We start from the raw sequence: 26,390 nt of genomic DNA on the forward strand, positions 1-26,390 counted from the left end.
CAATCTCTTTCAAATCCCCCGATTCTTTGTCTGAAAGATCTAAAGGGATCAACAATAAAAAATATTTTTGAAATTGGACTTTCTACTGCATGAAGATCTTGCGTTTTGTTTTTGGAAATGATAGTTCATTTGTTAAAATAACTGATATGGTACGTTGACCCTAGCATCAGTAAACCTTTTGAAATAGTGGCAATAAATAATATTAAAGAATAGCTAATTGATATAATATATACATATATCAGAAGATTATATTTAAGTTTTATAATAATTGGGTATCTATACCAATATACAACATTTTCATTATTTGATAAATAATGGGAGATACTAAAATATATAGAATAAATAGTAAGACTGAAAAAAAATTAGTATTTGAAAATTAGTGTCTGCACCGAGCTGGATTCTACTGGGATATTATTTATCACCCTGTACTCACCATCTGGGAAAAAGGCTATAATCATATATTTTCCTGGTTTTAAATCTTGAAGTACATATTTCCCATCATGTTCCAAGCCTACACTCACTGTCTGAAAATGTCCCCTCTGATCTGCTGCAACTATGATTGTTCCAAGAATGGGATTTTGAGGTGAGCCAATTACATATCCGTTAATAGCCCCGAAACCATTTTTATAAACTGGTAAGGGATCGAAAATAGAACCCATACTTACATTAGGTAACGGGACACTTCCTAGAATATAAGCTAACGTTATAAAAATAGTTATTGTTGCTATAACTATACTAATTATCTTTTTCTGTACTTTTATATTGCCTCGGACCTTTAATTGCTCTTGATATAAATCTCCATAGATTTTGTGTTTATTTGTTATTAATTGCATTTATAACACAATATCGATATGCGTTGATCATATTAAAAGTTTTATTATTATTTCTAAAATTTGTATCACATTCATATATGAATGTAATAATTGTAAGAAATGACGTCAAAATATAAATTTTTTATATGGATTTCAGAGTCCTAAATATCAAAATATTTGTCATCATCCATTCGATTTAAGATCTTTAAGGCATTTGTGGGCTTCAAATCTATATACTCCGTGGGAACTGTTACTTCAATAAAATTTTTTGAGATCACTGAGCCATTTATGACAGATGTTAATTATAAGGCGGGTCCGGTGGGTTTAGTAATAGATATATTACGAGTCTGAATTTCAGGCTTGAAAAAGATATGAACTCATTGTTATATATCGATCTGAGACCATATTTACTGTAATTCATATCTACGATTTCAAAAGACTAATTATGAAGGGCAGGTCAGAGAAGAATCAAGATCAATAAAACTGTTTTTGATAATTAAGCAAGAGATCTGTCCTTATAATAAAACAAAAGCAATAAATCAATTTAGGTATAACACCCCAGGTATGCTCATTCATCATCAAAATAATGATTTAAAAGATGATAACAAAAAACCCAAGAATGTTTATTTTCCACCTGCTATTAACTAATAAATATGATTAGGATAAATTATCATAACAATACTATCGTACAAAAAATTAGCAATTTAACAATTTCTGCATTATTCATAATCTTATTTGCAGTATCTCTTCCTGTTGTCAATGCACAGCTGCAACAGGGGCCAGTAGGATCAGTCCCACCATTACCTGATAGAATAAACCTTTCTATATCGAACATAACAGTTATCGAAAGCCCTACGGGCTTGACTGGTATAGATGGCATTATTTTAAACAATTCAACTGAAAATGTAAAAGATGTCAAAGTAGATATTATCTTATTTGATCCACTAAACAAAACAATAGAGGATACAACCAGGTCCATTACATCTCCACTATCTACAATGGAACCAGGCTCTACAGAAGGTTTTAGTTTCCTTATGAGTACGAAGGATATTGATCATTATGATGCACGTTCCTATGGTCTAAGAACAGAATAAAAGACCCGACCTGAAGGATTTTGAAGATCGAACAATAGATTTGTTACAGGTAGATAAAAGGGTTAAATCAAGTCTATTATTAAATAAGATGATATGATTTTTCGGCGCTGTTAACTTAAGCATGGATCATCTCCTCGTTATGATAATTCACAAATAGATTCAACCAGTTTTGTAAATGCTTTAGTTTACATTTCTTTATTCTACATTGAAAGTATCTTTGACATATTGGATGGTTCTCCCAATTAGGATTTTCTCTTTTTTTTAGCTACAAAGGAATGAATATGATGCTTTAATCCAAGAAATCTACATGCCATTGGGTACTCTGTCCATCGGCTGAAGAGATGATATATTCATCAGATCTGGTGTTCTTTCATCCGAATCAAATAACTAAGAAATCTTTGACCTATTGCCACGGATAGCACTTTATATTCAATGATTTTCATACAAGCTTCATGAACAAACATCTTATGATGGGAGCTGTCATGATAACTTTAGCAACAGTTGGAATAATTACAGCCGCCACACTGATAGCCCAACAATCGTTCGGAATCTCAATGCCCACATTACAACGCGGCACAGGCTCGGGCGATGAGGGGGGACCAAAAGCACCAATCGCCATATCTGGGGATAATATATACATTACATGGTGGACTAACGCGACTGGAAATGAGGAGATTATGTTTAGAGCTTCGAATGACGGAGGTACAACATTTGTGGATAAAATGAATCTAAGCAATTCCACAGAGGCAGACTCGGAAGACGTAGAAATAGCAGCAGATGGCGATCACCTAGTTATCACCTGGTGGGAACGCAACCAGACAGCAGAAGAGCCCGTTGTTAGAATAAGCTCAGATGCGGGAGCAACATTTGGACCATTACTGAAATTAGCAACTAATGGAACGATTGGAGTAGCATCGGAAGAAGAATAAAAGTAGTTCATCAATTAAAATAGCCTATTTATTTTATATTTTTTTTCAATTTGAATTAGATAATTGTAATTCTTTGTTTAAGTACAGCGTCTTTATACAAAGTCGTTACCCTATAATAGTAAATATAGAGCGGGCCCGGTGGGCTTCGAATCCATGAGGTACATGGGAACTGTTAATATTAAAAGGTATTTTCAAATGCATCGAGTGTCTAACTTGAATTATTACTAATATCAATAATAAAAGTTTGTAAATCTTGGTAATGGGTAGATTGGCAGATATAAATTCAAAATCTTATTGATGGTTATATGTTAGGAAAGTATAAAAAATAAAAAAATTAGTCCGAGTCTACATCATCATCAGATGATGAGGGTACTACTGCTGGAGCTGGAACTACTACTACTTGTTTTCCACTGGCGCTGATCAATGCATTTTGAATCTGAACTAAACTATCTTGTGCGGCACTAGTATTATCATCATTTAATGCAAGAATAGCAATATTTGTATAATTAAGCAATTTTTCGTTCATTTCAGGATCTTGTTGCTTTGACTGGTTAGATTGTTGCTGTGTTGGAATGGCTTGCTCTTCCTGTTGTTGAGCTTGTTGTGTGGTATTCTGTCCACTAGTTTGGTTGGCTTGTGCTAGCTGTTGTTGTGTTTGATTAGATACTTGTTGTTGAGTTTGGTTGGCTTGTGCAAGTTGTTGATTGGCTTGCTCTAAATTTTGTTGAGCTTGTTCTGTAGTGTTTTGACCGCCGGTTTGGTTGGTTTGATTTGTCTGATCTATTATTTGTCCATAGATACTGGCGCTTCCAGTATTTAGTAATAATACCAAGCTAATGGTTAGTATTACTGGAATACTAATGTTGATGAATGTCTTCATTGAAATATAATTTCTAACAATGTTTTTAAAGTAGTAACATGCGAGTCAAATATTTCTGTATGTTAATTACCAATAGATGTACCATCCAAGATAACTGATAGTACATGTATATAAACCATTATTGATAAAAAATTCTTAAGATATGCTTGGAACACTTTGGACAATTATTTTGATTATAATAGCAATTATCGTTATAGTATTTTTACTACGGTTTCTTTTTGGAATATTAGTTATAGCTCCTGTAGGGATGGAATTCGTTAAAACTGGCACACCTATCGATACAGCGTTATCAATATTTACGGGCATCTGATTAGTTGGCGAAATGGCATAATGCGTCTAGAACACCTATTGTAGGATGTTACTATTATCAAAGTTTGTGTAATACATTATTAATTTTTCTACTTACTACTAATTTCTTTATCCTTAAATAAATATCATTAAATTAAATTTTTTTCTTTCACATCATGGTGAATGATTTCAATTAGCGTTAGAACACTATTTGATTGCAAAAAGATTGAAAGAAAATTCGAGTATACTTACCGACTTTAACAATAGCTGATTTATTGATTACTTGTAGTGTTCAGTCTTAGAATGCTCCCTTAACTCTCGCAATAGGCGCTACCGCTATTATGTGGATAATAGCCAACAGCCTCATAGAAATTACAGGGGTAAGTAGAGAATTGATAGAAGGGATAGAAGGGATAGCAGGAATCTCTGCTGTAGCGTACTCTTTGGGATCAAACATAATATGACAATCTATTCAAAAATTAGTATATTGATACTTTTTATTTGTATATCTTATTAGAAACTAATTTATCTTTTTCACTAATCCTGTAGCCAGAGCTATGTCATAAACGTCCTGATATTCTGATTTTTGGTTCAAATTATTTTGTATAGTCTCCAAGACATCACTGATTCTATTTCCCATCGCCGGTGATTTTTTATTCACATGATTTTTTATTTCCTCCGTCGTAGCTGGAAATTGGAGAGTCCCTCTAACAAATTTGCCATTTTGTATACGATTTCTCTATCTGTGGCTTCGTTATCAGATGGGGTATTTGTTTTATCGCCTTGTCTCAAATATGGAAAACTCGCCCGTTTTGGTTGGATCAGTATAATTTATGTCATTATTGGATTCTGACATATTAATAATATCTGATCAAAGTAGTTAAACATAACAAATTCAAAATATTTTACCTATTAATTAATAATGTTTTTTAGCGAACAAATCTAAATATAGAATACATCATTTAGGCTTGATGTTTACATCTGGAAGAGTTGAAAAATACTTTTCTAGATGTAATATTTATCAATTTAAGGCTTAGCAGGAAGACTGATTAAAGATAATGAATTATTCTATTTCAACTACTTAGGGTGCAAATATAACGCGTTTTATTATCTAATACCTAACAAGGTAATATCCATCCTTGTTACCTTTCTTTTTATTCTAATAAAATTTTCAGGATGAAAAATCGGAATTAGTTAGTTTTAGTCCTTTTTCTAATCGAGTCTTGTGGAAATCATGAGGATATCCACATGGGTTTGATATGAAGATGTTATATGGTATCAACCATTGGGTCGATATTACTATGGTAGGTTTGAGTATGTTCCTGGGACGGTAATCATCCATCAGTCAAAGATCAGAGAATCCTTGATAAAAGGAAAATCACGGTATCCATCTAATGACCATAGGCAAACCTTGTAAGATAATTGCTATAAGGCTTCTTATGAGAAAAAAAATAAATATTTCCTGCAATCTTTTATTATACTATGACTCTTAGGATAAAATGTAAACAATGTGGCTTTGATCATATTTCAAACATATATAGATTAGAAGAACACAATTTTCATAGAAATTTTTCAAATCTTGAAAGTTGTCCTAGCTGTGGATATGTATCCAAATGTGACGAATCAGATTATAAATCTTAATTAGTCAGAGTACAATTGTTGGCTTAATAGGTTATCCATATTGGACAATCGAAAAAAGCAAGATCTAAAAGGATAAATAAAATGGCGTAGATGAAGTTTCATGAATTTCCTTGGATATCTAACTTTTTTCCTAGCTGTGATTTTCACAGTGTTCATGAATTTCCTTGGATATCTAACTTTTTTCCTAGCTGTGATTTTCACAGTGTTTTTTATAGTTTGCATGGCTATTCAACAAATAGTAACTTATCATGATATCCTAGAAAAAGCAAGGAACTTTTCTAACAATAAATTTTCTCTGAAGAATTAGATTAACAAAACTAAATCAGTAATAACGAATCAAAACATTATTGCCTATCTGTGTGTGTATATGGATCCAATATTGAGAATTACTGACTAGGTTCAACCTACTAACACTATTTGTACTCTCAATGATTGAATAGATTGGCATGAAATACATTAGGTAGATGGGACGGTCACTTAATCTAAATAGAAGGTTGAGGTCTTTAATATTGAAACAAATATCATGTAGGGTTTTTCAAATCCATCTTCTGATACAGAATGTCAATGACTTCTATCGCATTTATTACGTTAGTAACTGCTTCGAAGAAAAAATTCTGATTAAATCCGTCAAAATAAAGATTCTTACTTATGTCGATAGATTCTAAATCATCAATATTATTTAGTGCTTTCTTATCTAAACTTACTGGATTATGGTTTTTATGGATGAAAACATACTGTAAATTCATTTGTAATAATGATAATTGCACACTGCGTAGGAATTCAAAACCAATGTTTCTAAGATTTGAAATTTGACCCTTTAGTTGTTGATTGAATCTATAAGACGTTGAAATTTTGACAATCTCAGATTCATTAAGGATTATTATGTTGTAGCCATATCTATCATTGACAGTTACCTTTCCAATAAAATCAATTTTCTGAGATTTTATCAGATCATGATCTGCCTCTACCCTTAGTTTGGATAAATCAACCCATTTGTATATGTTATCCAATATTTCTTGCAAATTGAAATTAATATAAACAGATTATTTTTAAACATATTGATTTTAGTGTCTGAAACAGAAATACAATACTTGTTTGCCAAGAATATCATCGAGGCTCACGGTGGTCAGATCTGGGCTCAAAACAACAAGTATGAAAAAGGGGGAACCTTCTTGTTTAGTCTACCATTATACAAATGATCCCGTTATTCAAATACCAACTAATTAAAGTCGATATAATGTTACTCTCGTGTGGCAACAGGCTCGAATAATAAACTACCATTACTCGGTTTTCATCTAGTGTAGACTGTTGAAGGTTGTAGCGCCGCCCTAAAGGCGGCGGGTAACAGTTTAATCTTGTTTTGATTACAGGTTCAAATTAGATTATTTCGGTTAACAGCAAGTTTTTTCTTAATCGTAAAATCTTAATAATAATTTAATAATTGGCATTTGTTTTTAAAATAAAATGGTAGATAAGGTAGAGGTAACAGTTACAGATTTATCTAAAAAACATAATGGCAAACACGGATACGAGAATATGTATTCTGTAGCTAAACATGTCTACATGGATAATGGAGAAGTAGATACAGTTGGTTTCGCAATCGATAAAGAGAATCTAAAGATCTTGAGGGCTAAGATTGATGCGATGTTAATAGGTGATTATAAATCGAGCAAAAAGGAAAAAATTACTATTTGATATAATGGTCTAGTATTGATTTGTCTTATAGCATTCAGTATAGGCGAACAATAAACACCAAGACTAACTATCAACTTTAATTTGAATTCTTTTCTTTCTATTTATGGTAATGTAATTTCGCGGTTAGAAAAAGAGTGGTTGCCGCGATTGCTAGACAAATAATACCAAAAGTAAGGGAATACAGCACAGTTCCTTCAGAATCCTTAGTTCCAATTATAGAAGTATAGACACCTGCAAGTCCAAATAATCCCATAAAAATAGCAAAAATAGTTCCCATAAAGACAATCATGTTCTTAAAGAGTTTGTTCATAAAGAACTAAAGCTAAGTGAGTGACAACTACATCATGATTTTAGTCTTTGTTTCTATTTGTGAAAAATTTATTTTCATCGTGAAATTCGTATGCAACAATAAAAATTAAAAGGTGAAATCAGCACCGTCCTCATAAAAAAATATATTAATTACTCCAGTGACTCCAGCATCAATATCTTTCACCACTTGAATATTAACTATCTTTTTATTTCCTGTTTGTAGAAAATAATTGATTTCATCCATGATAGTATTATTCCATCGAAATATTTTCTGTTTTATTACATGTATTTTGAGAATTTTGTAAGTATAACTGAATCCCAAGGTTATGTTGAGGTTGGAAAGTCAATCTCACAAGTTCAACTCTAAAATGGTCCATCTCTTTTTAGTGTCATTTAGAGAGACCCCATCTATACCAATGCTTTGAATTTGATACGGTGCACTAGTCACTTAGGAATTTTGATAATATGGATTTTCTTGCGAATTACTGCCAAAAAGAATCATTCTATATATAGTTGTCTACATAACTTTAATGATGTGGTTACATTCCGTTCATAAGGCAATGACAGTCAAAAAAATGAAAGTAATACCAGCTATTAAATACATTACTTCAAGCAGTTTTTTTGAGCAAAATAACCTTGATGCTCTTTAGATAGTTTCTTATTGTAGAGCCTGTTATCTCTTTTCTGTTAAATCTTTCCAAAAGAGATTGCATAAATTTTAATATGACATTGAATGTCCATCTAACATCATACTCTTTTGTATAATTAACAAATGCAATGCTCTTTTCCTCTATCGTCTTTCCATCTATTTCTAGATAGTCAAAGAATTTCTCAAGTCTCTTTTGATATTTTTGTCTTGTTACCGGTGACTTCAATGCATATAGATATATTGACCATATGTTGTTTTCATCAATACATTGAGCTTTAAGTTGTGTTCCGTCACTTTTTATACGTTATATCTTCTCAGAACCTACTTAAAAGCTCCTTTATCGTAACGGGCCCGGTGGGTTTAGTAATAGATATATTACGAGTCTGAAATTCCAAATTAATTATTCTGATATCAAAGAATGACTAAACAAATTGAATTATTTTTATTTTATCTAGTTCTAGTTACAGATGTCTAAAATATAGGGTCTTGCATAAAGGGCGTGGGACTAGAGATTATGCAAGACCCTTATGGAATTGCTTTGGAGATTAAACACTACTAGCATGATGAGTTTAAAAACATCTCGTATTTCTAGTCCTATATCACTATGGTTACAATTCACTCTTAAACAGCTATTATAATAAAAGACATACTTGAGAATCCACCGCATGTATCTAACTCTATAGGCTCATTAAATCAAATAAGAGACGTTTTGACAGATAATATTCGAGGTAACAGCATTGGAATAAAGATCTCTAATAGCTAGTATGGTGAATAGAAATTGACTCCTTTTTTACAATAAGATATAGGGGTGTCTTCAAATTTGAAATACATCGCAATATTAATATCTAAAAGGATAAAAATGATTAACATGAAATATCAGCATACATTTAATAATGTTTCATTTTGCTTTTGGGATTTGTAATTGTATCTACTATTTTTATGGTTACACAACATGCCCAAGCCCTAGATAGCACCGACCTGTGCAAAAATAATGGTTTAGGAAACCCATTTTTTGTTGAACATTACCAAACTGAGCTAGGGAAACTGAATACGACAAACAATAATGCTTCCGAAAGCTTTTCATTAAGGGAATAATTAACGGCACAGCAGATATAACTGCTGATGTGAATGTGACTGAAACCTTCAGAGATAATGACACATCTTATCTGCAAGGAAACACAAAGTATGTTACTGATAACAGAGATATAGCAACTTATACCTTTTATGCAATTGCCAACTATCATGTGGGTGGGGGTTATGATAGCAACGGAATTGCTATTTTTGATGACGTTGCTACGGGTAATCTCTCCTCTTTGAGTAATTCAGTAGGAGTCTATAAGGACTATGTCGATAGAAATGGAACTGGGACATTTCTTATGTGGCATTGGAGGTAAATATAGCTGTATAGGGAACGTTAAATAGGCAGAAAATAAACCCTTTATTTTCTCATAAAGTATTTCAGACAATTTATATTATTTAAAAACAAGGATGATTTGGAATTTGGAGATATATGTAGATATCCTTAATTAGATTTATTCTTGATGTGCCTTCTAATTCTTGTCCAGGCTTGTTTAGTTTTATAATCCATAGGTTGAATATTCGATTCCTTTAGATTACCATATCGGTCAAACTCTCTCGCAAATGCTGTTTGTACCCTGTTTAGAACTTCGTTCCTATCTGTTCCAACAATCATAGATTCGGTAGTATTTATCCCAAAATCATCTAGGATTTCTTTGGTAGTAATCTTGATTATTCCCAAGTGAATGTCTATTGGAATTGGATTAAATTCGTAGCCATCAACGGGGTCTGGTTGAAATAGGAATCTAGGCATAGTTGTATAAGTTTCAGCCAATTGATATTAAGACATTGGCAGCCAGTTTAAAAAAGATTTCACAAAATAAGCAATAATGGGTTGAGTTTCTCTAATTAGCTTTTGAAAGAAAAATAGTGGGGCTATAACACTGAAGGGATAAAAAGAAGTGCTGCAGCTATAAATGCAAGTGCGATTGGTTGACTGATTGGTATTTGTGTAGGGTTGTTACCTAAAAATGACTCCAAAACATCAGAAACACCCGCACCTTGCGGCACTTGAACCACATTGTTCTCTAATCTGATCTATAATTTCATCATCAGAAGCAAATACATTATTTTGTGAGAATGAGTTCATTACATCGGATACATCTGCACCTTCAGGCACTTTGCCTAAACCACACTGTTCCCTAATCTGGTTAATACTTTCCACATCTAACGTAAATGCATTAGCTTGTGAGAATGCTCTTGAACTTAATGATGATAGTCCAATTGACAGAGTTAAAGCCATGCAAAATAGTGTCAAACTGAGTCTGGTGTTTAATTTCATATGATTTATCGCAAAGTTTGATTTATTAGAGCTACCATTGATTATGACGATATAAAATATCAAGGTAATTTTACTGCTAATATATGATATAATTCCAATAAAACCTGGTAGAATGCATTTAGGATTTTTAATTCAGTAATCAAATAAAAGTAAAATCAAACCTTAGTCCTAAAACCGCAAGTAATCCAATTTTCACAAAAGGGGACCCCATAAAAGATAGTTAAGCATTCTTTAGGATTTACATCTAACAATTGAAATGATGAAAGACCACCGACTTTCACAGAATTAAGACAGAATGATCAAATAGTAGTCTCTGGAATTTAATCTAATGACTAGGTGTCAATTCTGTCATCAGGGTCTTAATTCTAACTATATTAGAGTTGGTGCTAAAGAATCTTTCAGGAAAATAGGACTTTACTGTACCACTTGCGATGTCTACTATTCACCTAACCTGACAAAACAGTATACAGTAATGCAAAAACAGTATACTAATCAGTTTACTCAAAATCCCTCTAATAATCAAAATCAAACGGGCCCGATGGGCTTCAGGACGATATCAGTCCTTTACGATGGGTTCAAATTTTAATTAACTATTTCTTCGTGCAACTTTATTACAATACATATACGATATAGTAAACTAATTATTTCTTAAATCTATACTACTTGTTTATTTAAAGGATTCAATCATCTTAATTACTAAGGACATGCTATCGAATTAGAAAGTACTGTCAACGAAAATAAATTAGTATCTTTCATTCTACAAAGCCCATATTTACTTCATTGAATGACGTCTATAAAAAATGAGTTGTGTATTAAGAATTGGGTATGTCCTTAGTATTGGAATCAGCGGGATTTGAAAGTGTTATTTTATCACTGAATGTTTGTCCTCCGTCCTCACTGATTCTCATTAATGGTGTATCTGAACCATCCAAATTTCTATCCCACCATGTTACATACACCTTATCATCTATCGCCTTCATGTGTATCCTGTCTGAGGTAATTCCTTTTGATTGACTCAAATTGATATCTTTGCCAAAAGTCTTTCCGCTATCATTTGAAACCTTTAGGAATACGTCTGGTTCGTAAGAGGTGCTATTTTTTTCTGCTCCAGTTGCTAATACATATACCTTATCACCGTCAGCTGCAACCTTGAGTTCATATGGGGATATTTTTACTTTGTTGTAATTCATTTGAGACATTAATGTCTTATTTGTTATAGTTGAATTAGTATTGTCAGTTAGTAATATGACTGGATTGAATGTTTTTCCGTTATCGTTAGAAGTAATAATATATGCATCAGCGTAACCGGTCTTGTTATCTGCAAATGTAACATATACATTATCTCCTGAAGTTGCAATATCTGCCTCAACAGAAGTTCCATTGGTAGAGTTGCTTAAGCTAATTTTATCACCTAAAGTCTTACCGCCGTCATCTGATGCTTTAAACATTACCTCATAGTTTCCTGAACTATTTCCCCACCAAGCTACATACACATTATCTCCTGAAACAGCTATTGGAGCTTTTCCATCACTTCTATCAAGATGAGGCCAGGAGAAGCCATATGATGATTGACCTTGGTACATGGTGGCAAACACCGCAACACCAATTAACATCAACGCTGATAGAATTATTACATTCTGTGATCTATATTTCATGATTTTTGTATATTAATGTAGTATAAAAACAATTCTTGACAAGATTTCTTTATAGAAATAATATCATCTTCATCAAGACAATATGTCATGTGCGAAATCTGAGAAAAGCTTCGAGTTGTTGTAGTTTTAACGGGCCTGGTGGGTTTAGTAATGGATATATTACGAGTCTGAAAACGGCTTTCTAAAATTAAGCATGGACCATCTCCTCGTTATGATAATTCACAAATAGATTCAACCAGTTTCGTACATGCTTTAGTTTACGTTTCTTTATTCTACATGGAAAATAATTATCAAAACTTTCAGTTCTATCTTTGATATATTGGATGGTTCCCCCAATCAGGATTTTCTCTTTTTTTTGAAAGAAACGAATGGATATGATGCTTTAATCCGAGAAATCTACCTGCCATTGGGTACCATGTCCATCGGCTGAAGAGATGAGACATATATTCATCAGATCTGGTGTTCTTTCATCCGAATCAAATAACTAAGAAATCTTTGACCTATTGCGACGGATAGCACTTTATATTCAATGATTTTCATACAAGCTTCATGAACAAACATCTTATGATGGGAGCTGTCATGATAACTTTAGCAACAGTTGGAATAATTACAGCCGCCACACTGCCAGCCCAACAATCGTTTGGAATCTCAATGCCCACATTACAACGCGGCACAGGCTCGGGCGATGACGAGGGACCAAAAGCACCAATCGCCATATCTGGGGATAATATATACATTACATGGTGGACTAACGCGACTGGAAATGAGGAGATTATGTTTAGAGCTTCGAATGACGGAGGTACAACATTTGTGGATAAAATGAATCTAAGCAATTCCACAGAGGCAGACTCGGAAGACGTAGAAATAGCAGCAGATGGCGATCACCTAGTTATCACCTGGTGGGAACGCAACCAGACAGCAGAAGAGCCCGTTGTTAGAATAAGCTCAGATGCGGGAGCAACATTTGGACCATTACTGAAATTAGCAACTAATGGAACGATTGGAGTAGCATCGGAAGAAGAATAAAAGTAGTTCATCAATTAAAATAGCCTATTTATTTTATATTTTTTTTTCAATTTGAATTAGATAATTGTAATTCTTTGTTTAAGTACAGCGGATTTAGATAAAAAATGTTACCCGATAAAAGAAAGAATAGGATATTATACTATTAGTTAGGGAATATTTTTCAATTGGCAGAGTTAATATGTACTTAAGAATATTCAGAAAATAGCTAGCCAGGTTAGCTTCGAATCCATGAGGTACATGGGAACTGTTAATTTAATAAATATTTATTTTAAACATCAAAAAGGTCGGTTTTATAACAAAACAAAGATTACATCGGGCCCGGTGGGTTTAGTAATAGATATATTACGAGTCTGAAATTCCAAATTAATTATTCTGATATCAAAGTATAACTAAACAAATTGAATTAATTTTTATTTAATCCAGTTCTAGTTGCAGATACCTAAAATAAAGGGTCTTGCACAAAGGGCGTGGAGAACAAGACATGCAAGACCCGTATGAAATTGTTGTGGAATTAGATTAAACACTACTAACCTGACGCCTTTAAAAATAGCTTGTATTGTAGTCTTTATTCACTCTAGTTACAGCCTACTGCTGCAAAAGGGCAACTCAATAAGAATTGAAAGTATTGATTTTGGAGTTTCATGGTTATGATGAAGGATAAAACTATGTCCACCTTCATATGAAAATAATGGCTAGGAAAGAATTATCTCTCATATCGCATTCGATATCTAATATTAGTTTATTCTTTCAGAATGACAAGCTATCCTACTCGTTCATAAAACAAATGGGGATTAATGGACTAGGAGATGATAATCGTTATTTAGATTACATTTTGACCCGTCTGGAATAGGGCTAAATATACAATTATAAATCCATTTTGAATGTCATATTTGCTTAACAATCTTGAATAGCAATTTAGGATTATTCTTTATGAGTAGGATCGTGTAGATGTATAAATAATTTTATGACAATCTTATGAGGATAATGGATACTAATACTCATGTCTTTCAACCATCTTTGAGGAACAAATTCTTGGTTGAAATTGTTGGAACATTTATTTTAGTATATGCGATTTGCTCTGCGACAACTGTATATTCTGATAGTGGACAACTAGGAGTAATCGGAATAGGTTTGGTTCATGCATTGGTACTTACAGCTATTGTATATGCCATAGGATATCGCTCTGGTGCACAGGTTAATCCTGCAGTCACAATTGGATTATTGGTAGCAAGAAAAATAACGGGTAAGGAAGCCGTTGTTTACATAATAGCTCAAATTATTGGAGCAGTATTAGCTGCAGCGGTAGTATATTCAATCTTTGGTTCTGAAATGGCTGCTAGTGTAACCCTGCCATCAGATGATAATGTAGTTAGAGCCCTTATTTTAGAAACGGTGATGACATTTACCTTGGTATATGTTGTATTAGCCACGACTACCTCTAAGAACTTTAAGATATTACCGTTGGCTGGTGTAGCTATAGGTTTTACATTAGGTCTAAATGTTATTTTTGGAGGTTCGATAACCGGAGGTTCATTGAATCCTGCTCGTTCTTTTGGTCCTGCTTTAATGACTTGGAATTTTGAATATAATTGGATTTATTGGATAGCTCCAATAGTTGGTGGATTAATAGCAGCAGGAGTATATAAAATACTACATACGAAGGAAGAAGAAGAAAATGAACAACTTCCTCAAAAATAATTTTTTCATTCTTTTTAGTCTTAAATCTTATTGTTTTTCTAAAAATTATATGTGAAAGTTGACCTATGTGTTTAACTTAACTTGACATTTAAAAACTGTTACAAATAATAGTTCTCGTCTGCGCGATCAATTTCCTATGTCAGTAAATTCTTAATGCATCTAGTTAGAGGTCTATACGAGAAATTGAAACTAAAATGGCCTCTACCATAGTTCCTAGTGCCACGTATTATTACATACCTCGACATATTTAAAAACAAAATCCTAGTTTAGAAGTATTAAAGGTATCAATATCCTCCAGTGCCGTCAACTCTCAGATATATGGTTTTAAATTCTCATGCTTTTGTGCCCACCACCTTTGGAAAAAGTAGTTGCGAATCTATTGTTTTTTTGGCGACGGATACTTATCACATGAATGTAGCCTTTAATACTATTTCTCTAGGACGTCTATTAATTATATTGGAACTAAAGTTAATAAATAATATACTTGATTCTCTCTAAAACTATATAATAATCACAAAATTAGTTCTCCTCGAAATTATCACTTACTTTGATAATTGTGATACAACCAATTCTAAATTTAGCAAATACCTTGCATGTTCTATAATCCAAATTAAATCCTTTTGTCGGAGAACAATTCAAACTAATCATACAGTAACTTGGACTCATTATCACTTTCTTTTCCTCCTTAAAAATAATACAATTGGTATGACAATAACCATCAGAACAAAAATACCTATACCCAACATTAAACTCCAATAGTCGTTGAAAAACAATTTTACATTTAGCCAAGAATACGGAATCAAAACTAGCAAATCCAAAATGGAAAAGTCTTCCACCTTCCCTACGGCTAGACTGAATTTTCCAAACTTGGGTATATTATTCTGATCAAGAGTGTTATTACTCAAATTATTTTGACTGTTATAGACTATAATATAATATGTTCCTAATTTGTTCAATTTAGAATTTATTTCTTGTCGTTCCCAGTAACTTGTTTGTGTAAATGGCTCGTAAGTGGTGGAAGATGGTAGAGAATCATTATAGTCTTCGTTAATCATTGCTTGGTAATTTGTTGGAATGCCAAATGGCAAAGAACCAGTATTACTATCATTAGAACTGAATTATTGTGGTAACTAACATCGACAATATTATTATCTTTGATTTCATGAAATATTGGCTCAAGTAACATTATTGATGGAGTAAAGTTTACGAATTGATCTATTTTCGGAATAACTATTTGAGCATAAAAGCTACTATTTATCTGAGTGTTGTTAAATTTATAGAACCGCGCTTCAATACCATCCTTATCGTCTAAGGTTTGGTATATGGCTCAAGAAATAGTATGATTAGGAATAGTCATTGCTGAAGTAAATTTACTGTTATCATCACTGCCGCTGCTACTTAACAATTTGTGAGCCTCTACAAGCATTCCTTGTTTGTAGTCACACAATAGACAAGCGTTTAATACAATACTAAAAGCTAGCATTGGATATAAGGTCAGTAACCACATGGTAATTCAATAGCCAAATGTCCTATACATACTAAATTTTTTGTTCATAACAATATATCTAAAATAATATAGTATAATTACTCCTATCATTCATAATATTACATAATTTACAACTTCAAGTTTAACAAATTATGGTTATTGACAATGTTCCACTAGGGGTATATACTAATATGTCAAAATATGGGCCCGGTGGTTTCCGCTGCATTTTTACCGCAAGGAGAGTGTCATTTAATAAAATTAACAATACAAATAGATATTTTGATCTTATTGGAGTTATACAGGTTAAGTGACGCTCATAAGCTTAATTCAATTAACTGCTAGACTGTCATTAAATAATTATTTAACCAAAAAAATGTTGGTTGTCAGCCTATAGCAGCAGTAATACTTTCCTTTCAAACATCTGGTTTGATCACCACAATGATATCGATTGTGATTGTTATTGGCATTACCTATGTAATTTATTATCTTACCGATCCTATATATAAGATTCTTGGAAGACGTGGCTCGTTAATTATTACAAGAGTATTCGCTATTCTGGTTGCAGCAATAGGAGTTCAATATATCGTGAATGGACTTGAATCGTTATTAAACAATTAGTTATGTTGTATGGCAAAAATATATCTACAATTTAATTAATGATTTGATCATCATCATGTTTTTGATGATACATTTCTACCATCTCGCCATTTAGATGTAACATTATCAAGGTTAAAGTTTACATTATTGGCTCTTTACTCAAATGACTTCCTAAATATTTTAACCTATTTTCTAAATCTGTTCCCAGAGGATACATTTTATCATTATTTGTATATTCATAAAGTTACACCTGAGAAGTTTTACAATTGGGACAGTATTGATAATATAACCAATGCCATAATTTTGTATCATCATTAAATTCAGGGTGATTGTGCCTTAATTGAGGATGGAAGTGTCCTTTACAACTCTGGCAGTGCATAGGTAGTATTAGGTCGTAATATTATTAAACCGTTATGTGAGTATGAATCATTTTGACTCAATCTAATACAAGAGTATGAAATCTTATTTCCTATGAACGATTTACGTACGTTCAATCGTAATCCTCAAGGTTTGACAATAGGTCCAATGGAGACTTGTACCTAGCAGAATATGGTCCCAATTCTGAACACGAAATTAATCATCTCATAGTATAAGGTAAGATGGTTAGCCATATGTTGCGGGATTCAATGAGTACCTGGTATATCGATAGGAAATTGCGTTTTAGTTCGTATGCTTATTTGATAATCGACTTCGGCTTTTTAGTATATCCGTTTATAAAGTACATTAAATTCAGTAAGAATGACGTTAAATTATAAATAATAGTATAAGATTCAGATTTTGGGATATTAAAATGGGAACCCATATACAGATTATAATGCATCCTAAAACTGATCGAAAGTGGGTGAAGGTTTCATTAGAGTTGCTGATACCAAAGACGTACCACCATCACAAATGAAAGAAGTTCAAGTTGAGGGTGAAAGTATTTGTATTGTTAACGTTGACGGAAAATACTATGCTATTAATAATATTTGTACCCATGAAGGCGGTCCTTTAACAGATGGTACCCTCGATGGATATGAAGTTGAATGTCCTTGGCATAATTCTAGATTTGATGTTAGAACAGGAGATGTAACAAGCCCACCAGCAAATGAACCAGAACCTGTGTATGAAGTAAAAATAGAAGATAATAATATCTTGATTAAGTTACAAGGTAAAAGTAAATCCTCGCCTCAATTTGAGCTAGAATTGTTAGAAAAAATTAAAGTGGAGGGAACCGATGTAATGTCATTTAAGTTTAGTAAACAAGATAATCAAGTAGAAGAGGACAAAACATCGTTACTATCGAGATATACTGCAGGTCAATTTGCCTTTTTTGATATAGGCGGTGTCAATAATGATCCCAAAGGTCCGATTAGGCATTTTACTATTTCATCTTCTCCAACGGAGAACTTTATAATGTTTACAACAAGGATGAGGGATTCTCCATATAAAAAGAGGCTTACTACCTTAGAGGAAGGGACCAAAGTCAAGGTAAGGGGCCCAGAGGGACAATTCGTGTTACATGACGATTATTCAAAGCCCGCCGTGTTTCTTTCCGGAGGAATAGGTGTTACTCCATTTAGAAGTATGATAAAGTATGCTACAGATAAACAACTGCCCCTAAAAATAGTAATGTTTGACTCCAATAGGGATTCAGATAACATCCTTTTCAAAAAAGAGTTTGATGAATGGACAAAATTAAACAAAAATCTTCAGCTTATATATACAGTTAGTGAAGCAAAACATGATGATGATCAATCAAATGTTAATGGTTGGAAAGGAGAACAAGGAAGAATAGACAAGTCAATGATTCTAAAATATCTGGATAATGCTTTATTAGACAATTCAATATTCTACATTTGTGGCCCTCCAAGCATGTTGAAGGCTATGCAATCATTATTGCAAGAAGAATTAAAAATTTCAAAAGAAAAGATCAAGGTGGAGGAATTTACGGGTTATTGACAAAACAACTTTTGGAAAAACATTATTATCTGTTGGAGTTGAGAAATTCAAAGATAATTAACCAGTAACAAAAGTGGTTAACTCGTTTCTAATTTTTTCTCTCCGTTTGTTGTAATGGAATATCTTCAAAGACGAAAGAGTAAAATAATTTATTTTTGGCTTAGATAAGAAACACCCTCCAACCACAACGATAGAAGAACTTATCATCTCTATTACCGTAATTGGTTTCGAATTAAATAAATTTACTTATGTTTGTTCGTGATAGATGTGAGAAATATAAATATGTTAAAAATAATTAAACTAAACATTCATTGTCTTAGATCTCGATTCATTTGAAGAGTTTTTTATTTTTTATAATTTCGTTTGTTTTCTCTTCTCCCTCCTTTATCGAATTCTTAATTGTCTGGGGTGAGAAATCTGCATTTTCTGACATATGAGGATATGGCTCTTCACGTTTTACATGATAAATTTCTTTGATTTCTGCACCATGCTCTTGTTTATATATTTTATATTTTTGACGTATTCTCTTAAGTTGTTTTTCATCTATCCGTAATTTATCAACATTATTTTCTATAGTTTGGTAAAGCTCTTCAATATAATCGAGATATCTCGATATTACCTTTGACATTTGTATATTGTGTTCTGTTTTATCAGAAAACATAATGTCCCTAGCTCTATGATAAACTTCGGGTATATTCTTTGGCAAACTATCTATATTCTTTGGATAATTTTCTATTATGTATATTCTTTTATCCCTTTTTGGTGAAGCTTCTATAACCTCTCTTAATGGAGTATTACTAAGTAAACTACCGTCCCATGCAAAGACTCCGTCTTTTACTTTTATCCAACTAAAGTTATATGTTGGATAAGCAGATGTAGCCAATACGTGTGTAGCAGTTATTTGCTCTTTATAACTATCAAATGTTAAAGGGCGTGCGTTTAAAACATTTACCGCTGTCAAAATTAAGCGTACATTAGAATTTCCTTCTGGTTTTAATTTATCATAATTGATGTATCTTTCCAAGGTTTTTGCTAAAGGTGAATGATCATATAGAAAGGTCCATTTTTGTGGTGTAAAATATTCTGGATCCTTTAAAGCGTATTCTGGTATCCACCTAGGGACAAACATTTTATTATTTCCAAAAATGGCAGAACTGTAAAAGGACTTTATTTGTTTTACTTTCATCTCCATTTCAATTCTATTCGAAGAATAGGTTTCTTTTATTCCTGCTACTGCTGCAGATAAAGGTGAATAATAGGGATAATAGTCAAACTTGGAAAGTACTTGCAATGTTTTCATATACCAATTCCACACAGAAAATGGAGAAAGTTTATCTATATCTACAAAGCCTTCGGATAGTTCCAGCCAAAAATTCTCTAAGAGCTGATCTATATTATCCTCCCTTTTACTACCTGCTATTATTGCTGCATTTATACCACCAATGGAAGTACCCGCAATTACATCTAGATGGATATTATTTTTTACAAGAGCTTTATAGACACCACATCCAAAAGCACCCAGAGAGCCACCACCTTGAAGTATCAATACATTTTCGATGGTATTGTTAGACATAGTCAAATTCTCTCCTTAGTCCTGTAATTACTTGCTATTACTTTTTTACTTGTCATCTCTAGTCCTCACTCTACGTGATGGTTGTGAATCAATTGATCATAGAATCTGACTGATTTTATATTTACAAATTCAAGCATACCGTACCTTGACAACTCCCTGCCAAAACCACTTTTTTTTAATCCACCAAATGGAACTCTAGGATCTGAAGCTACGACATTATTAACAGATACCATACCTGACTCGATAATGGTTGAAAGTCTTTCTGCTTTGTCTAAATCTTGAGTCCATATACTTGCTCCTAAACCATATTCTGAATCATTGGCAATTCTTATGGCTTCTGCATCATCACTGGCTACAATAATTGGAGCAACCGGACCAAACACCTCTTCCTGAGCTATAGACATTTTTGGTTTAATGTTTTTGAGAACTGTTGGTCTATAAAAATAGCCTTTTTCCCCTACTTGTTCTCCTCCTGTGAGAACTTCTGCACCCTCTTTAATCGAGGTTTTAATCTGAGAATCTATTTTCTTTAGGCCCCTAGCATTTACAAGAGGTCCTATATCAGTATTATACGATAAGGGATCGCCCACATTAAGAGCTTCAGTTTTTTGAACGAATTTTTCAATGAACTCGTTGGCTATACCTTTTACTACAATAAAACGCTTTGATGCTATGCAGCTTTGACCACAATTTATAAAGCGTCCCTTTATCGCACCTGAGGATGCTTTATCAATATCGGCGTCATCACACACTATGAAAGGGTCACTTCCTCCCAATTCTAACACCGTTTTCTTTACTTGAGACGTAGCCCTTTGCGCAACTGTTGCACCTATGGGAACACTTCCTGTAAAGGTCACAGCATTAATATCTGAATCAATTAATGACTCTGCAATTCTTGAGTCACCTATTAGTGTTTGAAATACTCCTTCCGGCATTCCTATATTATCGAAAGTATTTTCTATTTTAATTCCACATTGCATAGTTGCACTAGATGGTTTTAATACAATTGTATTACCAACCATTAGTGAAGGTGCCGCAAATCTTAATGCTTGCCAGTAAGGAAAGTTCCACGGCATTATACTGCCTATTACTCCAATAGGTTGAAATTTTATCAAGGTTTTTCTTGCATCCGTATTTAGAATTTCATCCGTAGAAAGGATTTGTCCATTATCTGCATAATATTCCATCGCCCAAGCACATTTTTCAACTTCGGATCTAGCTTCTTTTATTGCCTTACCCATTTCGTTTGTGGCGGTTCTAGCGAGGTTTTCTTTATCTTTTCGTAATTCATTAGCAAACGCATGGAGAAAATCTGTTCTTTTGTTTGCATCTTTTTTCCATTCTTGAAATGCAATTTTGGATTTCTTTACTCTGTCATTTATCTGATCTTTGGTCATATTTTGGTATTGGTTGATAACCTGTTCTGTTGCAGGATTTATTGTTTCAAATTCCATCGCTAAAGAATCTTTCATGGATTTATTACCCCTCTACCTACAATTTTGCCCTCTTTCAGCATCGTCAATGCTTGTGTTGTCTGATCAAGTTTAAACCGATTTGAAATTAGCGGTTTTATTACTCCTCTTTTAGCTAATGAAACTAATTCTACTAAATCGTTTATCGTTCCAGTATATGATCCGATTATACGATATGCTCTTGTAGGCATACTTACTAGACCCAATTTTAATTCGCCTCCAAATAGTCCTACCAAAACTACTCTTGCCCTTCTTCGTAGAAATTGCATATCAATTTCTACGGTTTTTGATGCATTGACAAAATCAATTACCGCATCAGCGCCAACATTGTTGGTTAATTCCATTATTGCCTTTACAGGATCTTCTTTTTTTGAATTGATTGTATCATTGGCGCCACTATCTTTGGCCGTTTTTAATTTGTCATCGTCGATATCCAGCGCAATTATCCTAGCGCCAGTAACTGCGCTCGCTAATTGTATGGCCATCAAGCCTAATCCCCCTGTACCAACAATCACAACGTTGTCATTTGGTTTTAGATTAGCATTCTTTACCGCTCCATACGCAGTAAGGGCAGAACATGACAAAGTTGCAGCTGCATCCATATCCAAATCATCGTCTATTTTTACTAGATATTTGTAACTTGGTACTAAAACATACTCTGAATAGCCTCCATCTAAATAGACGCCTAATGATCTTGGTTTGTCACAAAGGTTTTCCTCGCCACTTCTACAAGCAGGACATAAACCTTCACCTATCCAAGGGTATACGATAACTTTTTCATTTTTGCTAAATCCTTCAGCTTGATCTCCTAGACTTTCTATAGTGCCTGCTATTTCGTGACCTGGAGTCAGGGGATATTCTACTCCTCTATCAGTTGTTTTTAAGATTTGTCCATCAAGGCCTTCATATCCTCCATCCCACAAATGAATATCACTATGACAAACTCCAGAAGAATTAACTTTAACAAGAACCTGAGGCCCCATGGGTTTAGGAATTTCGAGTTGTTGTACCTCCAAAGGTCCATGAGGTTTAGTAATTCTTGCAGATTTCATATATGTGTTAGGAAGTTACTGCTTATAAAGAATGATCAATAAAATAGCGGAAATTAAAAGATGTATCAATATCTATTTTTTATGAATATTAATTGATACTCTTGGTAATAGTTACTCAATTCATTCATTCCTGCAGAATCTGTTAAAAATAATATACTCTAGTTTATTATTATTCCATAAATGGATTCATTCTTGGCATATGTACCCCTAATTTCTCTTCTAATAGTCGCTGGGCTTTTTGTTGTGGCAATAGTAAATTTTTCACTTTTAAGAAAAAATACGCAAAAACAAAGTGAACAGTGGATAAAAAATTTGAAAATGCAAAGTGAACAGCAAATTTATTCTAGAATAATGGATGTAAGGCTTAAACTGGAAAACACCGAAACTTTTACCAGGATGGCAAAGGAAAGTCCTGTTTTTGAAGAACGATTTTCCTCAGTTGATAGTCCGGACGAATATTATATTATCGTGGCATTCCTAGACTTATTTGAATACTTATTTGCGCTTGATAAAAAAAATATGATTGATCCTGAAGTATGGTATCGCTGGAGAGGTCTTGCGAAAACAATAATGACTATACCGAAATTTAATAAAGTATGGGATAAAACAAATCATATTCATTCTGTTGAATTCAGAGATTTTATGAATTCTCTATGAGTAATTTGATTTAGGATAATCTATTGGCTAGGATGGCAATGATATTTCCCGAAAGTTGTTGATAAAAGTACATGAGGTAGACCAAAACACAATAGTTTCCATAATATATACGACATTAATTTCCAAATAGTCTTTTGATTATGATTCTATAAACAGGATTTAAAACATCATGAAGTTAATTAATTTCTTTGGTGAATTACTATTTTTAGTATAATTCATATTTCATTAATCTGTATTTTTAACCCTTGTTGTAAAAGTCTAGATAATTTGTGTCACTTTTTATTATTTATTTTGTGCCTCCACTAATCAATCACGGTGTATGGATTTTCTTTCCATGACCTATTTTTGTTTAACGTTTTCATCATAGATATCTTTAAAATCTCTGAGTTTAACAACATTTTGTCTTCCTTCTACTTCCTGTTTCCATGCTATGAATCCTCCTTCGATACTAAAGGCGTTAAATCCTTGTTTGTTAAGCTCATCTGCGGCTATGTCTGCTCTTTTACCCACTGTAGAGTAAAGATATACTGGAACTTGTCTAAGTCTATCTAAATCACCATTTTTTGAGTCCCTTATTAGCTTTGTAAACGGGATGTTGACAGCTCCAAATATATTGCTATTACCGCCATCGGCCTCTTGTTCTTCCAACTCCTCTCCATCTCTTACATCAATTATGATATATTTGCCTGGTTCGCCCCTTTTTTTCTCCAAGTCTTTAGGTGCTATTCTATTTGTCATTAACACACAATAACATGCTATAACTATATTTAATTTCCTTAGGCCTAGACTACTCTAGTACAAACACTCAAATTGCAAGGGAAAAATCGAAATTCACAATACAATTGCCTTAAATGTATCTTTTAAAGGAAAGAACGATGTGCTTAACCTTATTTATACTCCTGACGTGGCATTTGTAGTCAGAGACATAAGTAAGGATAAAAAATTAGCAATTGATTATACGTCAAAATGGAACAATGTTGCTATTGTTTGTGATGGGATCCGAGTAGTCGGATTAGGAGATGTTGGTCCTGAAAGGCAATTCCAGTCATGGAAGGAAAATCAGTATTGTTCAAAGTTTTAGGTGGGTGTAAATGCTTATACCTTGTGTATTGACACCAAAGATAAGGAAGAGAAAATTAAGTTAGTTAAATCTATTCAACCAATTTTTAATGCGATAAATATATCTAATCATAAAATAAGAATAGGAACCAAATGAGATAAGTACAAAGATATGCTCATTTACCCTCGATGATTTGAGGTTTTTTATTATTTATTGTCATATTTAATTTTAAATTTAAATCTAACATATTATATTCTATTATAGGTCTAAAATATGCAGAAAATTATCATTTACTGCCCTATCATTCTTTTTCTTTCAATTTCTTATATAAACATTGTAGAATTTGCAAATGCACAATCACCAGTAAATAATAGTATTGATAATAGTATTGACATTAGTGGTATTTACTTGTCTGACAAGCAAATTATATATCATGTTATACAAACAAATAATTCAATTTGGATATTAGGGACTGATGCTCCAAATCTTAAGTCCAACACCTTTGTAAGCATTTTTAGTGGGACGTTAGAAAATAACAATAACAAAATAACTGGAAAATGGATAGATTATCCATTATCAAATGATACTAAAAGTGGGAATGTTATTTTTAATCTTTTGATTGACGATTCGAATAATAATAATATGACTTTAACTAAGAACCTGTCAACATCAGGATCAAACAACGTTTATCCAGCAAATATATTGACCAAATATGACCCCAGTCTTCATGGTCCTTTAACAATTTATGTGTCAATGGAAAATATATTAGTTGATATTCCCCGGTCGCCTTTGACCGATATTTTGTATGTAGGAATAAGTGGGCAAAAGAATAATGATACTCCTTTAGCTGCAACAAAATACTTGGGACCTAAAGGGTTTGGTTCAAATATAACTACAGATCTAAGAATTGGTCCTTTTTTAATTGATGATGAAAATGATTCTCTAAAACTATACATACTGGGACTAGATAAGGAAGATGGCACCACATCATTTACATTAATCAGTCTTAGAAATGCACTAATTCAATTAATGGAATCGTCCTACAATGTTACGAATCTAGTACCGGCTACAAATATCATTAGTTCATTATCACCTGCATTAATTCCGACAGGATGTAATGGTTTAGTATTTATAGATAAATTGGAATTATCTTCTGCAGCTTTGAGAAATTTAACCGCCTTTAATGAAGAAAACTATCCAGAAAAAACTTATACAGGAACAACAAGTCCACCAGGTTGTGGTCCACCTTCTCAATATGTCATCAAACTATCTATAACATCTCAATAATATGCATATTTATGAAGCTAGGAATAATATTATGAAAATAATCACATCCTGTATATCTAATTCTTACAACATCTTTAAACAAGTCCTACATATAACAAATGCAATTAGCTTGAAAGGGAATATAGGCTCAAATCAAATAAAAATATTCAAATTAAACACTGAATATCTAAATTAGAATAGTCGTCAATTTTTTTCGAGTATGCGAGACTTTATTAGTTAATAAGCAAAAT

At 32.9% G+C, this 26,390-nt stretch carries 30 protein-coding genes and 1 pseudogene; 14 read left to right on the forward strand and 17 right to left on the reverse strand.

The window, feature by feature from the left end:
* Positions 1-362: 362 nt before the first annotated feature.
* Positions 363-833 (reverse strand): carboxypeptidase regulatory-like domain-containing protein, encoded by a 471-nt coding sequence (locus tag NMY3_RS05065; protein WP_196817838.1) that lies wholly within the window; start codon positions 831-833, stop codon positions 363-365.
* Between the two features lie 632 nt (positions 834-1,465).
* Here NMY3_RS05065 and NMY3_RS05070 point away from each other — a divergent pair.
* Both NMY3_RS05070 and NMY3_RS05075 read left to right on the forward strand, forming a co-directional pair.
* Positions 1,466-1,906: a hypothetical protein gene (locus NMY3_RS05070; protein WP_196817839.1), complete on the forward strand. Its 441-nt coding sequence runs from the start codon at positions 1,466-1,468 to the stop codon at positions 1,904-1,906.
* A 452-nt stretch (positions 1,907-2,358) separates the two neighbouring features.
* Positions 2,359-2,835 (forward strand): hypothetical protein, encoded by a 477-nt coding sequence (locus tag NMY3_RS05075; protein ID WP_196817840.1) that lies wholly within the window; start codon positions 2,359-2,361, stop codon positions 2,833-2,835.
* 334 nt (positions 2,836-3,169) lie between these two features.
* Here NMY3_RS05075 and NMY3_RS05080 read toward each other — a convergent pair whose 3' ends face one another.
* Positions 3,170-3,715, reverse strand: coding sequence for a hypothetical protein (locus NMY3_RS05080; protein WP_196817841.1), 546 nt, complete (start codon positions 3,713-3,715; stop codon positions 3,170-3,172).
* 629 nt (positions 3,716-4,344) lie between these two features.
* Here NMY3_RS05080 and NMY3_RS16870 point away from each other — a divergent pair.
* On the forward strand, positions 4,345-4,467 hold the full coding sequence (locus NMY3_RS16870) for a hypothetical protein (RefSeq protein ID WP_257720009.1): 123 nt from the start codon (positions 4,345-4,347) through the stop codon (positions 4,465-4,467).
* 56 nt (positions 4,468-4,523) lie between these two features.
* Here the strand turns inward: NMY3_RS16870 and NMY3_RS05085 are convergent, their stop codons facing one another.
* Both NMY3_RS05085 and NMY3_RS05090 read right to left on the reverse strand, forming a co-directional pair.
* The gene (locus NMY3_RS05085) at positions 4,524-4,664 is read right to left on the reverse strand and encodes a hypothetical protein (protein WP_196817842.1); all 141 of its coding nucleotides are present in this window, start codon (positions 4,662-4,664) and stop codon (positions 4,524-4,526) included.
* A 1,501-nt stretch (positions 4,665-6,165) separates the two neighbouring features.
* On the reverse strand, positions 6,166-6,654 hold the full coding sequence (locus NMY3_RS05090) for a DUF2299 domain-containing protein (RefSeq protein WP_196817843.1): 489 nt from the start codon (positions 6,652-6,654) through the stop codon (positions 6,166-6,168).
* A 57-nt stretch (positions 6,655-6,711) separates the two neighbouring features.
* Between NMY3_RS05090 and NMY3_RS16650 the strand changes: the two genes are divergently transcribed.
* Complete coding sequence (locus NMY3_RS16650) at positions 6,712-6,843, forward strand: cell wall metabolism sensor histidine kinase WalK (RefSeq protein WP_231100297.1); 132 nt, start codon at positions 6,712-6,714, stop codon at positions 6,841-6,843.
* 265 nt (positions 6,844-7,108) lie between these two features.
* Complete coding sequence (locus NMY3_RS05095; protein WP_196817844.1) at positions 7,109-7,339, forward strand: hypothetical protein; 231 nt, start codon at positions 7,109-7,111, stop codon at positions 7,337-7,339.
* 97 nt (positions 7,340-7,436) lie between these two features.
* Here NMY3_RS05095 and NMY3_RS05100 read toward each other — a convergent pair whose 3' ends face one another.
* The 3 genes from NMY3_RS05100 to NMY3_RS05110 form a co-directional block, all read right to left on the reverse strand.
* On the reverse strand, positions 7,437-7,649 hold the full coding sequence (locus tag NMY3_RS05100) for a hypothetical protein (RefSeq protein WP_196817845.1): 213 nt from the start codon (positions 7,647-7,649) through the stop codon (positions 7,437-7,439).
* 105 nt (positions 7,650-7,754) lie between these two features.
* A complete protein-coding gene (locus tag NMY3_RS05105; protein ID WP_196817846.1) occupies positions 7,755-7,892 on the reverse strand; it encodes a hypothetical protein in 138 nt (45 codons plus the stop codon).
* A 364-nt stretch (positions 7,893-8,256) separates the two neighbouring features.
* Positions 8,257-8,523: a hypothetical protein gene (locus NMY3_RS05110; protein ID WP_196817847.1), complete on the reverse strand. Its 267-nt coding sequence runs from the start codon at positions 8,521-8,523 to the stop codon at positions 8,257-8,259.
* 677 nt (positions 8,524-9,200) lie between these two features.
* Here NMY3_RS05110 and NMY3_RS05115 point away from each other — a divergent pair.
* The gene (locus tag NMY3_RS05115) at positions 9,201-9,392 is read left to right on the forward strand and encodes a hypothetical protein (protein ID WP_231100299.1); all 192 of its coding nucleotides are present in this window, start codon (positions 9,201-9,203) and stop codon (positions 9,390-9,392) included.
* Positions 9,393-9,427: 35 nt separating this feature from the next.
* On the forward strand, positions 9,428-9,691 hold the full coding sequence (locus tag NMY3_RS05120; RefSeq protein WP_196817849.1) for a hypothetical protein: 264 nt from the start codon (positions 9,428-9,430) through the stop codon (positions 9,689-9,691).
* Between the two features lie 128 nt (positions 9,692-9,819).
* Here the strand turns inward: NMY3_RS05120 and NMY3_RS05125 are convergent, their stop codons facing one another.
* The 4 genes and pseudogenes from NMY3_RS05125 to NMY3_RS05135 all read right to left on the reverse strand — a co-directional run bounded on the left by NMY3_RS05125 (position 9,820) and on the right by NMY3_RS05135 (position 12,311).
* Positions 9,820-10,128 (reverse strand): hypothetical protein, encoded by a 309-nt coding sequence (locus NMY3_RS05125; protein ID WP_231100301.1) that lies wholly within the window; start codon positions 10,126-10,128, stop codon positions 9,820-9,822.
* A 125-nt stretch (positions 10,129-10,253) separates the two neighbouring features.
* Positions 10,254-10,337, reverse strand: a pseudogene (locus NMY3_RS17025) (type IV secretion protein IcmD); the annotation flags it as partial.
* Positions 10,338-10,359: 22 nt separating this feature from the next.
* Entirely contained in the window at positions 10,360-10,656 is a 297-nt protein-coding gene (locus NMY3_RS05130; RefSeq protein WP_231100303.1) for a hypothetical protein, read from the reverse strand.
* A gap of 812 nt (positions 10,657-11,468) precedes the next feature.
* A complete protein-coding gene (locus NMY3_RS05135) occupies positions 11,469-12,311 on the reverse strand; it encodes a sialidase family protein (protein ID WP_196817852.1) in 843 nt (280 codons plus the stop codon).
* A gap of 549 nt (positions 12,312-12,860) precedes the next feature.
* Here NMY3_RS05135 and NMY3_RS05140 point away from each other — a divergent pair.
* Together NMY3_RS05140 and NMY3_RS05145 are read left to right on the forward strand one after the other, a co-directional pair.
* On the forward strand, positions 12,861-13,337 hold the full coding sequence (locus tag NMY3_RS05140; protein ID WP_196817853.1) for a hypothetical protein: 477 nt from the start codon (positions 12,861-12,863) through the stop codon (positions 13,335-13,337).
* Between the two features lie 984 nt (positions 13,338-14,321).
* Positions 14,322-15,035: an MIP/aquaporin family protein gene (locus NMY3_RS05145; protein WP_196817854.1), complete on the forward strand. Its 714-nt coding sequence runs from the start codon at positions 14,322-14,324 to the stop codon at positions 15,033-15,035.
* Between the two features lie 668 nt (positions 15,036-15,703).
* Here NMY3_RS05145 and NMY3_RS05150 read toward each other — a convergent pair.
* Both NMY3_RS05150 and NMY3_RS05155 read right to left on the reverse strand, forming a co-directional pair.
* A complete protein-coding gene (locus NMY3_RS05150; RefSeq protein ID WP_196817855.1) occupies positions 15,704-16,123 on the reverse strand; it encodes a hypothetical protein in 420 nt (139 codons plus the stop codon).
* Between the two features lie 239 nt (positions 16,124-16,362).
* Complete coding sequence (locus NMY3_RS05155) at positions 16,363-16,518, reverse strand: hypothetical protein (protein ID WP_196817856.1); 156 nt, start codon at positions 16,516-16,518, stop codon at positions 16,363-16,365.
* A gap of 405 nt (positions 16,519-16,923) precedes the next feature.
* On the opposite strand from NMY3_RS05155, the gene NMY3_RS17030 reads away from it, so the two are divergent.
* Both NMY3_RS17030 and NMY3_RS05165 read left to right on the forward strand, forming a co-directional pair.
* Positions 16,924-17,139, forward strand: coding sequence for a MarC family protein (locus tag NMY3_RS17030; protein ID WP_425319394.1), 216 nt, complete (start codon positions 16,924-16,926; stop codon positions 17,137-17,139).
* An 816-nt stretch (positions 17,140-17,955) separates the two neighbouring features.
* On the forward strand, positions 17,956-19,059 hold the full coding sequence (locus NMY3_RS05165) for a Rieske 2Fe-2S domain-containing protein (RefSeq protein ID WP_196817858.1): 1,104 nt from the start codon (positions 17,956-17,958) through the stop codon (positions 19,057-19,059).
* A gap of 328 nt (positions 19,060-19,387) precedes the next feature.
* Here NMY3_RS05165 and NMY3_RS05170 read toward each other — a convergent pair whose 3' ends face one another.
* From NMY3_RS05170 to NMY3_RS05180, 3 genes are all read right to left on the reverse strand, one after another.
* A complete protein-coding gene (locus NMY3_RS05170) occupies positions 19,388-20,632 on the reverse strand; it encodes a patatin-like phospholipase family protein (protein WP_196817859.1) in 1,245 nt (414 codons plus the stop codon).
* A 65-nt stretch (positions 20,633-20,697) separates the two neighbouring features.
* On the reverse strand, positions 20,698-22,104 hold the full coding sequence (locus tag NMY3_RS05175; protein WP_231100304.1) for an NAD-dependent succinate-semialdehyde dehydrogenase: 1,407 nt from the start codon (positions 22,102-22,104) through the stop codon (positions 20,698-20,700).
* Positions 22,101-23,156, reverse strand: coding sequence for an alcohol dehydrogenase (locus NMY3_RS05180; RefSeq protein ID WP_196817860.1), 1,056 nt, complete (start codon positions 23,154-23,156; stop codon positions 22,101-22,103). The genes NMY3_RS05175 and NMY3_RS05180 overlap by 4 nt, the downstream gene beginning before the upstream one ends.
* A gap of 180 nt (positions 23,157-23,336) precedes the next feature.
* Between NMY3_RS05180 and NMY3_RS05185 the strand changes: the two genes are divergently transcribed.
* Positions 23,337-23,813 (forward strand): hypothetical protein, encoded by a 477-nt coding sequence (locus NMY3_RS05185; protein WP_231100307.1) that lies wholly within the window; start codon positions 23,337-23,339, stop codon positions 23,811-23,813.
* 339 nt (positions 23,814-24,152) lie between these two features.
* On the opposite strand, the gene NMY3_RS05190 is transcribed toward NMY3_RS05185, so the two are convergent.
* Positions 24,153-24,551 (reverse strand): rhodanese-like domain-containing protein, encoded by a 399-nt coding sequence (locus NMY3_RS05190; protein ID WP_196817862.1) that lies wholly within the window; start codon positions 24,549-24,551, stop codon positions 24,153-24,155.
* 139 nt (positions 24,552-24,690) lie between these two features.
* Between NMY3_RS05190 and NMY3_RS05195 the strand changes: the two genes are divergently transcribed.
* Positions 24,691-24,894, forward strand: a complete 204-nt coding sequence (locus NMY3_RS05195) for a hypothetical protein (protein ID WP_196817863.1) — start codon at positions 24,691-24,693, stop codon at positions 24,892-24,894.
* 252 nt (positions 24,895-25,146) lie between these two features.
* Positions 25,147-26,160, forward strand: a complete 1,014-nt coding sequence (locus tag NMY3_RS05200) for a hypothetical protein (protein WP_196817864.1) — start codon at positions 25,147-25,149, stop codon at positions 26,158-26,160.
* Positions 26,161-26,390 lie beyond the last annotated feature (230 nt).

Source organism: Candidatus Nitrosocosmicus oleophilus (assembly GCF_000802205.1).
Lineage (GTDB): Archaea > Thermoproteota > Nitrososphaeria > Nitrososphaerales > Nitrososphaeraceae > Nitrosocosmicus > Nitrosocosmicus oleophilus.

What these genes read in the sequence shown, in the direction of transcription:
- NMY3_RS05065 (WP_196817838.1), bottom strand. Translation starts at nt 833, where the DNA reads ATGCAATTAATAACAAATAAACACAAAATCTATGGAGATTTATATCAA.
- NMY3_RS05070 (WP_196817839.1), top strand. Translation starts at nt 1,466, where the DNA reads ATGATTAGGATAAATTATCATAACAATACTATCGTACAAAAAATTAGC.
- NMY3_RS05075 (WP_196817840.1), top strand. Translation starts at nt 2,359, where the DNA reads ATGAACAAACATCTTATGATGGGAGCTGTCATGATAACTTTAGCAACA.
- NMY3_RS05080 (WP_196817841.1), bottom strand. Translation starts at nt 3,715, where the DNA reads ATGAAGACATTCATCAACATTAGTATTCCAGTAATACTAACCATTAGC.
- NMY3_RS16870 (WP_257720009.1), top strand. Translation starts at nt 4,345, where the DNA reads ATGTGGATAATAGCCAACAGCCTCATAGAAATTACAGGGGTAAGTAGA.
- NMY3_RS05095 (WP_196817844.1), top strand. Translation starts at nt 7,109, where the DNA reads ATGGTAGATAAGGTAGAGGTAACAGTTACAGATTTATCTAAAAAACAT.
- NMY3_RS05100 (WP_196817845.1), bottom strand. Translation starts at nt 7,649, where the DNA reads ATGAACAAACTCTTTAAGAACATGATTGTCTTTATGGGAACTATTTTT.
- NMY3_RS05105 (WP_196817846.1), bottom strand. Translation starts at nt 7,892, where the DNA reads ATGGATGAAATCAATTATTTTCTACAAACAGGAAATAAAAAGATAGTT.
- NMY3_RS05125 (WP_231100301.1), bottom strand. Translation starts at nt 10,128, where the DNA reads ATGCCTAGATTCCTATTTCAACCAGACCCCGTTGATGGCTACGAATTT.
- NMY3_RS05130 (WP_231100303.1), bottom strand. Translation starts at nt 10,656, where the DNA reads ATGAAATTAAACACCAGACTCAGTTTGACACTATTTTGCATGGCTTTA.
- NMY3_RS05135 (WP_196817852.1), bottom strand. Translation starts at nt 12,311, where the DNA reads ATGAAATATAGATCACAGAATGTAATAATTCTATCAGCGTTGATGTTA.
- NMY3_RS05140 (WP_196817853.1), top strand. Translation starts at nt 12,861, where the DNA reads ATGAACAAACATCTTATGATGGGAGCTGTCATGATAACTTTAGCAACA.
- NMY3_RS05145 (WP_196817854.1), top strand. Translation starts at nt 14,322, where the DNA reads ATGGATACTAATACTCATGTCTTTCAACCATCTTTGAGGAACAAATTC.
- NMY3_RS05155 (WP_196817856.1), bottom strand. Translation starts at nt 16,518, where the DNA reads ATGCTAGCTTTTAGTATTGTATTAAACGCTTGTCTATTGTGTGACTAC.
- NMY3_RS05170 (WP_196817859.1), bottom strand. Translation starts at nt 20,632, where the DNA reads ATGTCTAACAATACCATCGAAAATGTATTGATACTTCAAGGTGGTGGC.
- NMY3_RS05175 (WP_231100304.1), bottom strand. Translation starts at nt 22,104, where the DNA reads ATGAAAGATTCTTTAGCGATGGAATTTGAAACAATAAATCCTGCAACA.
- NMY3_RS05180 (WP_196817860.1), bottom strand. Translation starts at nt 23,156, where the DNA reads ATGAAATCTGCAAGAATTACTAAACCTCATGGACCTTTGGAGGTACAA.
- NMY3_RS05185 (WP_231100307.1), top strand. Translation starts at nt 23,337, where the DNA reads ATGGATTCATTCTTGGCATATGTACCCCTAATTTCTCTTCTAATAGTC.
- NMY3_RS05190 (WP_196817862.1), bottom strand. Translation starts at nt 24,551, where the DNA reads ATGACAAATAGAATAGCACCTAAAGACTTGGAGAAAAAAAGGGGCGAA.
- NMY3_RS05200 (WP_196817864.1), top strand. Translation starts at nt 25,147, where the DNA reads ATGCAGAAAATTATCATTTACTGCCCTATCATTCTTTTTCTTTCAATT.